This window comes from Paenibacillus sp. 01T442 (assembly GCF_056398345.1).
In genome coordinates this window covers 1-13,688 of the sequence record NZ_JBFTPF010000042.1, presented here as the reverse complement: position 1 = coordinate 13,688, position 13,688 = coordinate 1, and the positions used below count along the sequence as shown (strand labels likewise).

At 42.6% G+C, this 13,688-nt stretch carries 16 protein-coding genes, 1 tRNA gene and 1 pseudogene; 6 read left to right on the top strand and 12 right to left on the bottom strand.

Annotated elements, in window-relative coordinates; all coding sequences use genetic code 11:
• Positions 1-84: 84 nt before the first annotated feature.
• A complete protein-coding gene (locus AC1DLM_RS24145; protein WP_477571393.1) occupies positions 85-1,698 on the top strand; it encodes an ATP-binding protein in 1,614 nt (537 codons plus the stop codon).
• On the opposite strand, the gene AC1DLM_RS24140 is transcribed toward AC1DLM_RS24145, so the two are convergent.
• Both AC1DLM_RS24140 and AC1DLM_RS24135 read right to left on the bottom strand, forming a co-directional pair.
• Positions 1,695-2,132, bottom strand: a complete 438-nt coding sequence (locus AC1DLM_RS24140; RefSeq protein ID WP_477571392.1) for a GNAT family N-acetyltransferase — start codon at positions 2,130-2,132, stop codon at positions 1,695-1,697. The two genes, AC1DLM_RS24145 and AC1DLM_RS24140, sit on opposite strands and share 4 nt — an antisense overlap.
• 79 nt (positions 2,133-2,211) lie before the next feature.
• The gene (locus tag AC1DLM_RS24135) at positions 2,212-2,670 is read right to left on the bottom strand and encodes a divergent PAP2 family protein (RefSeq protein ID WP_441989049.1); all 459 of its coding nucleotides are present in this window, start codon (positions 2,668-2,670) and stop codon (positions 2,212-2,214) included.
• 99 nt (positions 2,671-2,769) lie between these two features.
• Here AC1DLM_RS24135 and AC1DLM_RS24130 point away from each other — a divergent pair, with 99 nt between their 5' ends.
• Complete coding sequence (locus AC1DLM_RS24130) at positions 2,770-3,195, top strand: CBS domain-containing protein (RefSeq protein WP_441989048.1); 426 nt, start codon at positions 2,770-2,772, stop codon at positions 3,193-3,195.
• Positions 3,196-3,267: 72 nt separating this feature from the next.
• On the opposite strand, the gene AC1DLM_RS24125 is transcribed toward AC1DLM_RS24130, so the two are convergent.
• From AC1DLM_RS24125 to AC1DLM_RS24115, 3 genes are all read right to left on the bottom strand, one after another.
• A complete protein-coding gene (locus AC1DLM_RS24125; RefSeq protein WP_441989047.1) occupies positions 3,268-3,822 on the bottom strand; it encodes a hypothetical protein in 555 nt (184 codons plus the stop codon).
• A gap of 22 nt (positions 3,823-3,844) precedes the next feature.
• A complete protein-coding gene (locus AC1DLM_RS24120) occupies positions 3,845-4,396 on the bottom strand; it encodes a superoxide dismutase family protein (RefSeq protein ID WP_441989046.1) in 552 nt (183 codons plus the stop codon).
• A gap of 177 nt (positions 4,397-4,573) precedes the next feature.
• Positions 4,574-4,900 (bottom strand): hypothetical protein, encoded by a 327-nt coding sequence (locus AC1DLM_RS24115; protein WP_056612566.1) that lies wholly within the window; start codon positions 4,898-4,900, stop codon positions 4,574-4,576.
• A 287-nt stretch (positions 4,901-5,187) separates the two neighbouring features.
• Here AC1DLM_RS24115 and AC1DLM_RS24110 point away from each other — a divergent pair, with 287 nt between their 5' ends.
• From AC1DLM_RS24110 to AC1DLM_RS24100, 3 genes are all read left to right on the top strand, one after another.
• Positions 5,188-5,346, top strand: a complete 159-nt coding sequence (locus AC1DLM_RS24110) for a hypothetical protein (RefSeq protein ID WP_171635404.1) — start codon at positions 5,188-5,190, stop codon at positions 5,344-5,346.
• Between the two features lie 154 nt (positions 5,347-5,500).
• On the top strand, positions 5,501-5,713 hold the full coding sequence (locus AC1DLM_RS24105) for an alpha/beta-type small acid-soluble spore protein (RefSeq protein WP_056612568.1): 213 nt from the start codon (positions 5,501-5,503) through the stop codon (positions 5,711-5,713).
• 200 nt (positions 5,714-5,913) lie between these two features.
• Positions 5,914-6,204 (top strand): hypothetical protein, encoded by a 291-nt coding sequence (locus AC1DLM_RS24100; protein ID WP_236287618.1) that lies wholly within the window; start codon positions 5,914-5,916, stop codon positions 6,202-6,204.
• Between the two features lie 48 nt (positions 6,205-6,252).
• On the opposite strand, the gene AC1DLM_RS24095 is transcribed toward AC1DLM_RS24100, so the two are convergent.
• Positions 6,253-6,447 carry a hypothetical protein gene (locus tag AC1DLM_RS24095; protein WP_028558119.1) on the bottom strand — a complete coding sequence of 65 codons (195 nt, stop codon included), beginning with the start codon at positions 6,445-6,447 and terminating at the stop codon, positions 6,253-6,255.
• 266 nt (positions 6,448-6,713) lie between these two features.
• On the opposite strand from AC1DLM_RS24095, the gene AC1DLM_RS24090 reads away from it, so the two are divergent.
• Positions 6,714-6,786, top strand: a tRNA-Val gene (locus tag AC1DLM_RS24090).
• A gap of 261 nt (positions 6,787-7,047) precedes the next feature.
• Here the strand turns inward: AC1DLM_RS24090 and AC1DLM_RS24085 are convergent.
• The 6 genes and pseudogenes from AC1DLM_RS24085 to AC1DLM_RS24060 form a co-directional block, all read right to left on the bottom strand.
• A pseudogene (locus AC1DLM_RS24085) lies at positions 7,048-7,200 on the bottom strand (NADH-dependent alcohol dehydrogenase); the annotation flags it as partial.
• 24 nt (positions 7,201-7,224) lie between these two features.
• On the bottom strand, positions 7,225-7,401 hold the full coding sequence (locus tag AC1DLM_RS24080) for a hypothetical protein (protein ID WP_441989045.1): 177 nt from the start codon (positions 7,399-7,401) through the stop codon (positions 7,225-7,227).
• Between the two features lie 245 nt (positions 7,402-7,646).
• The gene (gene arfA, locus AC1DLM_RS24075; protein WP_477571416.1) at positions 7,647-9,134 is read right to left on the bottom strand and encodes an arabinosylfuranosidase ArfA; all 1,488 of its coding nucleotides are present in this window, start codon (positions 9,132-9,134) and stop codon (positions 7,647-7,649) included.
• A 442-nt stretch (positions 9,135-9,576) separates the two neighbouring features.
• Complete coding sequence (locus tag AC1DLM_RS24070; protein WP_477571415.1) at positions 9,577-9,735, bottom strand: Gfo/Idh/MocA family protein; 159 nt, start codon at positions 9,733-9,735, stop codon at positions 9,577-9,579.
• Positions 9,736-10,148: 413 nt separating this feature from the next.
• Positions 10,149-10,244 (bottom strand): stressosome-associated protein Prli42, encoded by a 96-nt coding sequence (gene prli42, locus AC1DLM_RS24065; RefSeq protein ID WP_441989125.1) that lies wholly within the window; start codon positions 10,242-10,244, stop codon positions 10,149-10,151.
• A gap of 91 nt (positions 10,245-10,335) precedes the next feature.
• Complete coding sequence (locus tag AC1DLM_RS24060) at positions 10,336-13,626, bottom strand: Ig-like domain-containing protein (protein ID WP_477571391.1); 3,291 nt, start codon at positions 13,624-13,626, stop codon at positions 10,336-10,338.
• Positions 13,627-13,688: the final 62 nt, after the last annotated feature.

Genomic DNA, 13,688 nt, shown 5'->3' with positions numbered 1-13,688 from the left:
TGAACAGCAGGGATTTTATGACAAGCATAGAACATGTCACAAGAGTGTATGAACGGAGGAAATTTCCAATCGGGAGCTGATACGGTGAATATCAATGGGTTTTATTTTGTGTATGTAATCTTGTATGGCCTATATACGATTTATCTGCACTCGGACTTGAATATCCCTTTGTTTCTTCTAGCTGTTTGTCTATTTGTCTTATCCGTTCGATTCCACTCTTCACACCCGGCTATGCCTTATCTTCAACTACTCCTCATTGGTTCTCTTCACGCACTTGGACAATCTGCCTTATGCTATCCTTTATATTTATTAACGCTTTCACATTATTCCTTCAAGGAAGAAAATACGTGGAGAGCATGGGGATTTTCCGTAAGCGCTATGATCATTTATTTATCTACGGTTAATTTCATCACGCATTCGGCATCTAGGGAATCCATGTTTGGATTCATGAGTATCCTCGACTTTGCTGCCGTCACTTGGCTAACGCGAACCATCCATCTCCGCAGTGGCAAATTGGAACGTATCCGCAATGAGCGACATTTATTAACGCAAAAAGACTCCCTTACTGGTCTCTATAATTATGAAGAATGTCATCGAAGACTCGAGCAGCAAATCAAACTTCATCAACCCCTTGTGCTGTTTCTTATCGACTGCACGGATCTGAAGGCAATGAATACCTCTGGCGGATTTCAAGCTGGTAATTTCGTGCTAAAGCAAATGGCTGATCTCCTTCAAATCCTATTCAAAGAAGCACTATTTATCTCGCGATATGGCGGCGATGAATTCGCTGTCGTTATGCCGCTTAACAAAGATTTTCTGACAACAGCCTCCTATCAGCAGAAGCTTGATTCTGAACTCCCTAAGCTTACTGGGATCCAAAATACATATGGTATTGCCATCTTTCCTCAAGACGCGTTGACGAAAGATGATCTTATTTTGCACGCGGAGCATAATCTATTTATGAAGAAACGTGAATCTTGGTTAAAACGTGAAGAGCAAATGCAGCGCTCAGAGAAACTACGTGTCGTCGGTGAACTAGCTTCTGGTATGGCTCATGAGATTCGAAATCCCTTAACAACGGTTAAAGGTTTTCTGCAATTATCAAAAGCAAGCGATTACAATATTGAAAATTGGTATGGACTCATCATGGATGAGATTGATCGGATGAGTGATTTAACTGGTGAGTTCCTTCAATTCTCCAAACCACACCAAACTGTCTTTCAAACCCATTCGTTGAATGAATGCGTGCTCAAAGTTATTTCGCTCATTGAGTCCGAAGCGACCAGCTCGGGACATGAGATCCATTTTCATGAGTCAACCTATGCCGTTCACATGCTTATGGATCAAGATAAAATGATACAACTCTTGTTAAACATGATGAAGAATGCTTGCGAAGCCATGGAATCAAACGGTTCCATCCACATGAAATTAAGCCGCGATCAGAAGAACGCGACTTTAGTCATTGCGGATAATGGTCCTGGCATACCGAGTGATCAACTCGACAAGATTTTCCATCCCTTCTTTACAACCAAAGAAACGGGTACAGGTTTGGGATTATCGATTTGCTATAAAATCGTTCAGGATCATCAAGGTACATTAGAAGTAGAGAGTGAGCTCGGTATAGGGACACGATTTATTCTTACTTTCCCACTTGCCGTTAATATGACCAATGGGAATGACAATTCAGCTGTAAGTTAAAGAGTTTTCTTCATTCTGACATGCAAAATTCCGGCATCATAGAAAGGCTCATCGGAGATCACCGTATAGCCTAACTGACTGTAAAAGCCTTCTGCTTGACATTGCGCATCTAGAATTGCATATTTGCAACCAAGCTCGAGAGCCTGTTGTTCCATAGCATGTATGAGTTGTTTCCCAAGGGATCTTCCTCTATACTCTTTCAAGACAGCGACACGTTGCAATTTGGCTGTTGCTTCTTGGTATTCATACCATCTGGAAGTCGCAATCGGAGCTTCACCATCCATGATGAGCAAATGATGGCAGGCTTCAGGAGACTCGTCCTTTTCATCCATCTCAAGATGTGCGGGTACTTGCTGTTCATCCACAAATACGTTAAATCGCACAGCAAAACAAGCTTTCAATTGATCCATTGTTGTAACACGAATAGTTTTCATGTGGGCATCTTCCTCTCTAAGATCGTTTCTTGATCTTATCCCATTCCGAAAAAGTTGTCCACATGAGTGATTACACATTTTACTTTCGTTCCAATAAGTAGCTGCAAGCACCAATCGCAAATCCTAACAGAGCACCAGCTGCAACTTCCCGTGGTAAATGACCTAATCGTTCCTTTAGCGCTTTCCTTCTTCTGGCGTGATAGATCCCCGGGTGTTGCTGGGCAATCCGCTCCACCTTTTCGTCTAAATCATTCACTTCTACTGCGATTTCGCCAGCGGATCTACGAATGCCCATCGCATCATACATGACGACAGCGCCGAATATGGAGCTCACCGCGAAATCTATGGCTGAGAAGCCTCTTTTCATCCCAATGTAGGTAGCGAGTGCCGTAACGCCAGAAGAATGCGAACTTGGCATACCACCAGTTTGAACCAATTGTGACCAATCCCATTTTTTACTGAACATATACGTTAATGGTAATTTGATGGCTTGAGCGGCTCCAATACCGATCACAGCTGTAGTCAATGCTCGATTCATTTCCATTCACCTCACTACTAGCATCCATCACAGGTTTAGATTCTATGCGCAAAGTTTGCTATACTAGACACATTGATTCTTATGTAAGGAGTGTGACTGATGAATATCGCTTTTTTCCTGTTACCTAAATCCGAGGTCATTACCGCGACTCCACAAGCAACCCTTCGTCAAACGTTGGAGCGCATGGAGTATCATCGATATACCGCTGTTCCGATCCTTTCTGATGATGGTCATTATGTAGGAACCGTTACGGAAGGAGATTTACTTTGGTTTCTCAAGAATGCAGCGCATATCGGCTTTGAGAACGCTCATCGCCATGTACTTGAAGAGGTTCCTTTACGTGTTAAAAATAAACCCGTTCATATTCATGCCGAGATGGTTGACCTGATTGATTTGGCAAAAGCACAAAACTTCGTACCTGTCGTCGATGATTCCGACAAATTCATTGGAATTGTCAGACGTAGCGAAATTATCGAGTATTGCGCCAAACAAATGAATTTACAAGCCAACGTTGTACAGTCCTAATTTTTTATTTTATAGGCATAGTAAAAAGGCTGAGAGACTCAGCCTTTTTTGCTTTTTTTACATGGGATAATGTTACTGCACTTGTCCATTGGAAGAAGCCTTAGACGAGACAAATTCGCTCGCCCAGTCAACCATCCCATTCATTAATGTCAAAATGAGATTCACCGCATCCTTTTCCGTTAGCGAGCCATTCGATTGACTGCTGACGTACTGGGACGTTTTTTGTTCCAGTTTCACGACTAAATCTTTAATTTTCAAAAGTTCATTCGCCAAATCAGTCACTTGCTGATTATTCGAATTTCCTTGGTCTGATTTCATATTTTGACCTTGATTTTGACCTTGGTTCTGATTCTGACCCTGTGGTTGGCCTTGAGCTTGTGATTGACCTTGACCTTGACTTTGACTTTGACCTTGACCTTGGCCTTGACCCTGGGACGTATCTTGTGTCGAGTTGTTTGACGCAGCAGTTCCATCGCTAGAGGAAGCTTGCTGCTGCCCCTGGCTGTCTTGTGAGCCTTGCGCACTTGAGATCAACATTTTTTTGACTTGCTCTAATTCAATGAGTACCATATCATTTTGTTTGGTTAATTCATCCATTTGCAGCTTGAGATCCTGTGTTTTGATCATGTTGTCGAAACCCTTCCTTCCCTTATTTCACAGCACCGCATGCAATACGCTTACCCGAATTGCCAGAAGGATCTGTTTTCAAGTCATCTGCTTTCTCATGAATAACTAAACTAGTTCCGCCCGGTTTAAATAGCGAGTTAGGCTTATCCTTTTCTAAGACGACGGCTTTCGTAACACTGCTAAATCGTCCATTACCTTGTGCATCTACAATGAGATTTGGCAAATCACCGGCATGTGCACCCTTCGGATTAAGGAAGCCATGCTCCTTCATATGTGGATTGAAATGCACTCCTGCCGAATCAAACGTTGGTGCTTCACATATAGCCTTCTCATGAATGTGCAGACCATGAAGGCCAGGAGAAAGTCCGCTGACTTCTACATCGATCTGTACACCGTCTCTTACAGCGGTTAATTGCGCAGAACCTACTGATTGGTTATTAGATCCTATGAGCGCTACACGAATCGTTTCCGGCGATGTGGTGGCTTCTGATACTGAGGTACTTCGAACTGATTGGCACCCTGTCACTATCACGAGACCCAAGCTTGCTGTCATTATCATTTGAACTGTTTTCATTATGTACAATCCTCCTGTAATACTTCACATTGGTATATTCTACCCTTAGGATGCACAACTGCCCMTCACGATAACCACATAACAACTAACAAATTTTCTAATTCCTCCTTTGAAAAGGCAAAAAACCTGCAATCTTTCGATTACAGGCATCCTCTTCCATGTTCGTTTTAAATGAGATTATAAAATAGTCATGAGCTTAGCGATGATTTGTAGGTTTTCTAATTTTCGTTTGTAAAAGTGAAATTCCACCTTCGTATGCTCAACCGCGTCTTCCATCTGTAGAACCTGTTTTTGCAACTCTTTCGTGTATGGCCATAATTCCGCCTGCCGCTGCAGCTCATTCTTTCCTGTTACGAGCCCTTCACCAATGACTTCATACTCCTTCGTTAGAAGCATATGCTTTGCCCAATTCAATTCAGATACGGCATCGACATAAATGGCTTCCGCTTGTTTCAACAATTCCGGTACAAGTTGTAGCTCTAAAATAACATCCGACCGATTCATTCGGATTCCTCCTATGAGTTTTCATAGAAACTCAGCATAGTAAAACATTAAATATTGTTGCTTAGCCTCATTTATATTCATAGCAAAATAAAACATGCATACAAGCTGAAACCCTCTAAAATAGCGGGTTTTCTCCTTGTATTCGACTTATTTTGCATGACAATTCCGCTATAGAATGACAAAACTATTAAGACTACATTAAATCTGATAGATTCGCTCTCAACCTACTTGTATAACCTATTAGAAGTGCTACAATGTTACTATACGTATCAGAGGAGGTGACAAAAATGAGCCAAGAAGAAGAAGTAGTACAACAAAATGAGCAAGAAGAAAACTCTGCTGAATCCACTGAAGAAGTGGTAAGTCAAGAGGCTGAAGAAGTAATCGCTGAAGCGATTGAAGAAGCAGCTGCTGCAGAGGAAGAAGCAGAACAATCCGAAGAATAATGTAACCGTTATCATACATGATCAAATATCCCCCTCAACTTCACAGTTGGGGGTTTATTGATTTTACATACTAAAATTTTTTTTAATTTCAGCGAATAAATATTCTGAACATTCAAATAATACTGGTGTACCAATAAAAAGGAGATGATTTTGAATGGCTAACAGATCAAACACTTTAGTCGTACAAGAAGCAAAGGCAGCACTTGATCAAATGAAGTATGAAGTCGCTCAGGAAATTGGTGTCCCTCTCTCCCCATCTGGTTACAACGGTAATTTGGCAACACGTGATGCTGGCTCAATCGGTGGCAACATCACAAAAAGATTAGTGCAAATGGCTGAACAATCTTTAGGCGGCTACAAACGCTAATCCTTTGATGTAGGAGCAAGCTCAAAAAAGACTGAATCACTCGATCCTCCTTAGAGTGACTTCAGTCTTTTTTCTATTTCCTTCAAATTCCTCTGATTTCCCTTGAATTTCCTCACCAGTTTAAGCTAACATCTATAATTAATCCTCTGGTTTTAGTATGATTACCTTGCTTGGATACCCGAAAAAGGAGTGTTGAAACCATGACCACGCAATACGAAATTTTCCGCGATCCTTTCCGCATGTTAATTCTTCTGGCCACATTAGTGAGCGAAAAGCAAAACGAACCAGCCCTGCAATTTGACAAAGTACCTTTTTTCGAAAATGATACCTTTCTTATTCAGCATGACAAGTTTGTGTATAAGAAAAATCTTACAGAAATTACTTGGTTTCAATTTTTGGGAAGAGACATCGCTTGCAGTAAAGACCTCACACGTGAAGAGTATAACAAAATGTTCGTTGATTGCCTTGCGTCCTTATACCACATCACATAAAAAAAAGAAGGAGCTGATCACTTGGATCTGCTCCTTCGATTATTTCCATTACTTCTTCTTCACTTCTTCTACGAAAACGTCACTTGCGTCGCGCGTGCTTCCGAGCTCAAGAATCGTATATTTCTTCTCGCCGATCATGATCACATCTTCCACTTCAGGTAGTGGGTCGCCAAGGTACACCGTACCTAAATACACATTACTACTCTTTAAACGTAAATTCCAACGATGTTGTTGTTTCGTCATAGCTAATCCTCCCAAACTCTAATGTTCTCAAGTTACCATAAATTCACGCAAGATGAAAGCTATACTAGGAAACATCGCTGAATTATGGTACATTAATTTCACTTCCATGACCAGATCGGAGCCATTCTCCTTCATTCCGCGGTCCAAAAAGAGACGAAAGCCTTATTCCATCCTGCATAAGCTGATTTTTTTCTGGCGGAAGTAACGCAGCCCAACAATTGACAATCTCTCGTTTTTTTGGTATATTGATACCTGTATCTATAAACGACTTGTTAGCTCAGCTGGGAGAGCACTATCTTGACAGGGTAGGGGTCAGTGGTTCGAGCCCACTACAGGTCATACCGTGAAAGCCTTGATAATCAAGGCTTTTTTCATTTATTTCCAACGCTATTTTCTTCAGTTTTGTACCTTAAATGAGCTACTGGTCATATTCTGGTCATATAGTGATTCATTATAAGGTTAACGGGATTTCATCTATAGGAAATTACCTAATCGTGCTTCCCATTAGCAACATAAAAAAAGCTGACCAGTGTGCGGTCAGCTTTTACTATATTCTACATCCTAGGCAGAAGCGAATTTATTAATGTCAGCAAATATTCTAACACGGTCGTATAGTCCGCTCCGCTTGATACTGCCTCCMCCATAGACAAGCAAAATGTTCTTGCCGTACGACTCAACCTGTTCGCTAAGCCGGTCAACCATTCCTTGACCAAAAAAAATGCGAGTTGGATTTTCAAATTCAAAATTGTTCATAGTTATATCTCCCAAAGTAGTCAATCAAAATCCAAGCAGGATAGCCCTAGCCGGAGCGGCCTCAATTCCCTTCAATTTCAGAGGAGCAAGGATGAAAAAATAGTAGCCTGCGACAACCTCTTTCAATCGCATTTTCCAGAATATGTAACGGCGCATCCAAATGAGCTCCAGTATGGTTATCGATAATAATTCTTGTTTCATAAATGGAACCCGTCTGATAGTCCTGAATGTTGCGAAGCTCCGGACGCTTTTCCGATTCATTGTTAAACACCTGCATATCCGGCTGAATGGTATCTGCTTCAGAAAAAATCATGAAAGCAAAAATTGTCGAAGCAGAAAAATGTAAAAAGAGCCTCCGAATATCATTTTTAAATACATATAATAAGAATAGTGCAGGTCGAATACAATCATTCGACCTACACTCTTTGCAGTTGAGTATAACAATTCTATTTTTTCAGACGAATCACGTTCCATGAAACTTTAGGCAGCTCAGCTGTCAACAGCCCATTGTCTAATTGCACTGTTCTGTTATTATGCGGAACTACTTGATCAGGTTTATCTTGTGAATTCACAGCTTTCAAATCTTCATTTTCCAAAACGATATGTTCGATCGCTTTATAGCCTGCAAATTCTCTAATTTCACATTCCAAAACAAGCGTGCGCTTCTCGTCACGATTAACAGCAAAGATCGTAAGCTCTTCCAGTTCCTCATTGTATACTGCTGCAGATTCAAGATAAGGCACATCCGTGAAATCTTTACTGTCATATACCGGGGACCAGACCAGTGGAAGTAGAGCCGTTCCTCTTCCATATAGCGATGCATGCATAAATGGATAAAAGATAGTCTGGCACCAGCTCGGACCGCCTGTCGTTGTCATTATAGGTGCGATCACATTAACAAGCTGAGCCAAACAAGCCATTTTTACGCGGTCTGCATGCTTCAGCAAAGTGATCAACATACACCCTACGACCAGAGCATCTTCGAAATTATACGTGTCTTCTAGTTGCGCGGGAGCAATTTGCCAAGGAGACATTTTTTTGTCGCTTTCCAAGGAGTGATACCATACGTTCCACTCGTCAAAAGAAAGATGAATTTTCTTTTTGCTGCCTTTTTTGGTTTGTACGTAATCTGCAGTGGCGATAACTGATCGGATGAATTGATCCATATCCATCGTGCGGGCAAGGTAATTGGAAATATCGTTTTGCGGATTGCCATAGTAGGTATGGAGTGAAATATAGTCTACGTGTTCGTAGGTATGCTCAAGCACTGTTGCTTCCCATTGTCCAAAAGTCGGCATTGCGCGRAAAGAACTGCCACATGCGATTAATTCAATAGAAGGGTCCACCCACTTCATCACCTTTGCTGTTTCGCATGCTATTCTTCCATACTCGTCAGCCGTCTTTTGGCCGATTTGCCAAGGGCCGTCCATTTCGTTTCCGAGACACCACATTTTAATATTGTGCGGATCTTTGTATCCGTGTGATTTTCTCAAATCGCTCCAATAGGTCCCACCCGGATGATTACAGTACTCGATCAAATTACGTGCTTCATCTACACCGCGTGTCMCTAAATTTACAGCCATCATAACATCTGCATTAACTTCTCTGGCCCATTGTACAAATTCATTCGTTCCAAAACTGTTTGTTTCTATGGTCTTCCAGGCAAGCTCCAGTCTTCTTGGTCTCTGCTCTACCGGCCCTACTCCGTCTTCCCAATTATAGCCAGAAACAAAGTTGCCTCCGGGATAGCGAATGACAGGAACTTTCAACTGCTTTACAAGCTTCATCACATCTTGACGGAAGCCTTTCTCATCAGCAGTTTCATGTCCAGGCTCATATATGCCTCCATAAACAGCTCGTCCAAGCTGTTCAATAAAAGAGCCATAAATCCGATTGTCAATATCTCCAATCTTGAAATCCTTATCTATCTTCATTTTGGCTTTTAATTGCTCCGTCACAATTCCACAACCTTTTCCAACATATTGAGGTAAATGTTACAGCTGGTTCCGTATTCTTCTAGCCGCAGACTCCATACAACTGTCGTTGACTTTCATATTTCGAATGGCATCTTCCGGTTGAAAACGCAGAGGACGTTCTCCATGAATGCTGGAGGCGAAATCATCAATTTGCAGCGCATATTGATTTAGTCTCGCAGTCGTCTCTATTCTGGTTGTACCGTTAATCGGCCGTGCTGTCTGCCTCACACAAATAAGTGAATGGCACTTCTATCCGCCCCTTCGCTCCATAAATTTCTAAAGTGTTTCGAAAGGACTACCACATGCCGCATTCAAAAGTAAGAGCTAATCCATCTGCAAACTCGATCAGACCTGAAGCCATCATATCCACATAATCATGAGCAGGGGATAAAAGAGCTGCTTATGGTTCCTTGTTCAAAATCAGCCTTGCAGCGCTGATTGGATAGCAACCTGCATCATACAGCGATCCTCCTCCCATCTCCCACTTAAAGCGTACGTTAGATGCGTTGTCCGCATCGTTAAAGGTAAACGTACCGTGGAGACCGCGAAGGTCGCCAATATTTCACCTTTTGCATTTTGTAAGTCATTTGAATCCAAGGCAAGATTATTCTCCTTTGCTTTTTGTAGCTGAATCTTAAGTTCTTTAAGCTTAGTTAAGGTATTCTTCTTTACCACCTCTTCTGCAGTATCTTCGTCAATCTTAATTTTCCAGAAATCTGTTTGGGTATTTATGTCGGTAATATCTTTTCGGAAAGTAACTTGTCTTTTTGAGTCTTAAAAAAAAACCATAAACTCTGCTTTCGTTATCCCTTCTCCATCGACAATAGCCAAATAGGAATCCGATGAAGCCTTTGATATTTTATAATAAAAAAAGGTACTGTCATAGCTACAATGACGCTCGCAACCAAGATTGCAAAACCTACTCTTTTCTTCAAGACAGTTCACCTCTTTTTCTATGACAGGATCAGGAATTTACAATAGGCCTGCGGTAAAAAGTAAGCTAGATAACACCATAATAGTCAGCATCAAGTAAATAACGACTTTAAACCATCGTTTTTTGGAAAGCACCACGATTCACTTCTTTTTCCACTGCTCTCGTAAAATAAATTTGGAGGAAGGCGCCGTGCGATGGCCGCCTTCCTCCAAACCAATTACTTATTTACTGCGAAATAATATTATGTGCTACAGCAGCAAGATCGATAATATCAATGACACCATCATTATTGATATCCGCACTTGCCAACCAGTTCGCATCAGTTGCGATTTCACCATAGTGACTTGCAACAATGGCGAGGTCTACGATGCTGAATTTATTGTCGCCGTTCAGATCGCCTGGAAGCGCTACGTGAATCGAAGCAAGGAATGTCTGAATTGCCGTATTCAGATCAATTGCCGCTTGACTTACTTGAGCCGGTGTGGCTGTAGCGTTATTGACTACAGCTTGCGCCGTCGCGATCGCCGTTTGTAAAGCCGCTTTCGATCCGGCTGGATATTGACCCGGATAGCTTCCTTCCACAGCCGTGTCGTACTTGGCTTGTGCAGATGCGATCAGCGTCGTCAAAGTCGATTTATCAACGACTGTAATTTGAGCGCTGCTGGTTGCGCCTTGCACTTGTTTCTCTACGCCATGGCTGTCGGAGACAACCACGCCCGACAAGGAGACTGTGCTGCTCGTAGACTGCGCAGTGGGATTTGCCAAGAAACTCAGCTTCAAGATCGCTCCACTATTGCTGCTGTTAATGGCATGAGTTGCCCCTTTACTCGCCGAGAGGATACGGATGTGCCCCGGTGTTCCAGTTTGGCTCACAAAAATGCCATCGATCAGCGAAGTAACCGCACTTAGTTGTAATTGTGTCGGATCATAATTAACGATCAAATCTTCGGCATAAATGCCACCAACTAAGATCGGATCCGGGTTGCTTAATCCATAGGTCATATCAAACGATTGGCCTGGATAAACGACTTGATGAGTATCATCAGGTCCAATTAAGTTGGATGTGATGACATCCAATAGATTTACAATAATATTGGCCACGGCTTTGATCGAAGTACCGTCAACCGTACCATTTACACTAATTGTTCCCGCACTTGCATAGCTTGCTGGATCAATCGCATCCCATGTGACTTGGAGAGATGCTGTTGTCGAGTCATTATAAGTTACGGTTACAGATGACGGTAATACCGGGGCAGTTCCCGCTGTTGTTGATACACTTACAGGGCTAATGCTTGTAATAAACGGTTGAACGGCTATAACGGATACGTTCGCTACTGCTTTCACCGTCGTGCCTGCAACCGTACCATTTACACTAAATGTTCCAACAGCAGCATATTTCGCAGGATCAATCTCATCCCATGTAACATTCAACGATGCAATCGTCGAGTCATTATATGTTGCTGTTACGACGGATGGAAGTACTGGAGCTGTGCCCGGATTAGTCGTTACGTTAACTGGCGCAATGCTAGCAACTGCTCTAGCTGTTACCGTTAAAGTCAATTTGGCTGCTATTGTGGTCCCGGCAACGGCCCCATCAATTGTAACCGTTCCTGGAGTCGCATACTGTGCCGGAGTTATATTCCATACGACGTCCACCGAAGCATTCGAACCGTTATCGTAGACCACATTCACTTTTGGCGGCAATACAGGCGCTACCCCAGCGATTGTTGAAGCAATTGCATTTGTAATCGATGTAATAGGCCCTGGGATAACTGTAACATTGACTTTGGCTAATACTGAGGTACCAGGTACCGTACCCCGAATAGTGAATGTTCCGGCTTGGTTTAACAAATTAGGATCATAGGTTTCCCAAGTCACTGGCACGTTGATATTATCAATCGAGCCGTCGTTATAATAAGCTTCGATTACCGATGGCAGGATAGGTGTTTGACCAACTAAAGTAGTGACATTTTCATCTGGTATGCTATTAATCGTCACTTCATTCGTTACCCTCACGAATACAGTTGCTTCAGCTTCGATATTCGTTCCGTCAACAACACCTTTTACTGTAAAGCTGCCAGGTGTCACCACTTGCGCAGGTGTCACTTGATCCCATATTACACTTGCAGTCACCGTTGAACCATCCTCGAAATTCTTGGTTACTTTAGGCGGGAGAACTGGCAGAACATCGTGCAGTGTGCTTACCTTCACCGGTTTTACGCTAATTGTCGGCGTAGCGTAAACCTTCCATTGCAAGATTCCAGTCCATTGTGTGCCTCTGGTTATAGTCATCCGTAATTTAGTCGTCGTGATTGGTGAGAATGTTGTTGTATTATACTTATTGAGCGCTACCCCGTTACCGACGGCCTTCGGAACATCCACATAAGCGGTGCCGTTCCAATACTCAAGCTTACTTGCCGTAGGCGCCAAGATTCCGCCGTTATCCGTCCACCAATATACGTCGGATTTGTTAATATTCACAGGAGTTCCCCAAGTGTACTCCACCCATTGCGTCTTGGGGGAACTATTCCAGTTACCATATGCCCCGCTGCCCTTACTTGTTGAACTGGCAGGATCACTGCGACCATCGTTAATGGCATTCAGATTTTCAAAAGATGATACAAAGGAAGTGCTAGGTGTTGCTTGTAAAGCTAAGTTAACAGAGTTAGGAAGAGCGTCTACAGTAACTGTGACATCAACAGATGTGGTCAATTCACCATCCGTGACATTGATAGTCAGCACGTAGTTTCCTGGTCTGTTAAATGAAGCTAACGTATTACCGGATGCATCTTTCGTAAAAGATACCTGGCCGCCCGCGACTCCGCTTTTCATCACCCAACTACTTTCAATCGTGGCGGAAGGTAATCCATCGTCCGTAATATTCGTAATCAGCTTCGCCTTTAAAGGAATTTTCGCCGTAGCATCTTGTTGAGCAATAACTACAGGAGGTGTATTGACAGCTTCCGGAGCAATCACGCCTGTATTGAAGACTTGGAATTCCTTAACGCCAACACTAGCTCCTGGTTTTGGAGTCATCAATACCCTTATTTTCTGTGCAGTAATCGTTGGGAATTGAACATGATTGTAGTTGGCTACGAGCTGTGATTTATATTGCTTAGGAATAACCGTCCAAGACGATGTTGCGTCGTTATAGTACTGGACCACATACATGGATGGCTCCCTGTAAAACACATCCGGTTTATCGTTATAGAAATATAGTTTGATATCGTCAAATGTTTTCGGTGATCCGAAGTCTGCCTGCAGCCATTCCTGCGCATTGGTCGACCCTTTTGTTCCCCAAATCGGAGGATTCGCAGTAAAAGAACCCGAAGTGAAGAAGTTACCGCTGATCGTAAATCCAGATTTCGTATTTGCCGCAGATGTTAGAGAATTTGTATACGAAGCTGTCATCGTTGTCGTTGGATCCAAAGACAGGTTTGCAGCGCCGCCAGATTCCGGCGACAAATCCACACCAGCTTTCTGGAATAAATCTGCAGCTCTGTTGTAGGTGTTCAAATCTACTCCACACCAGCTTTCTGGAATAAATCTGCAGCTCTGTTGTAGGTGTTCAAATCTAC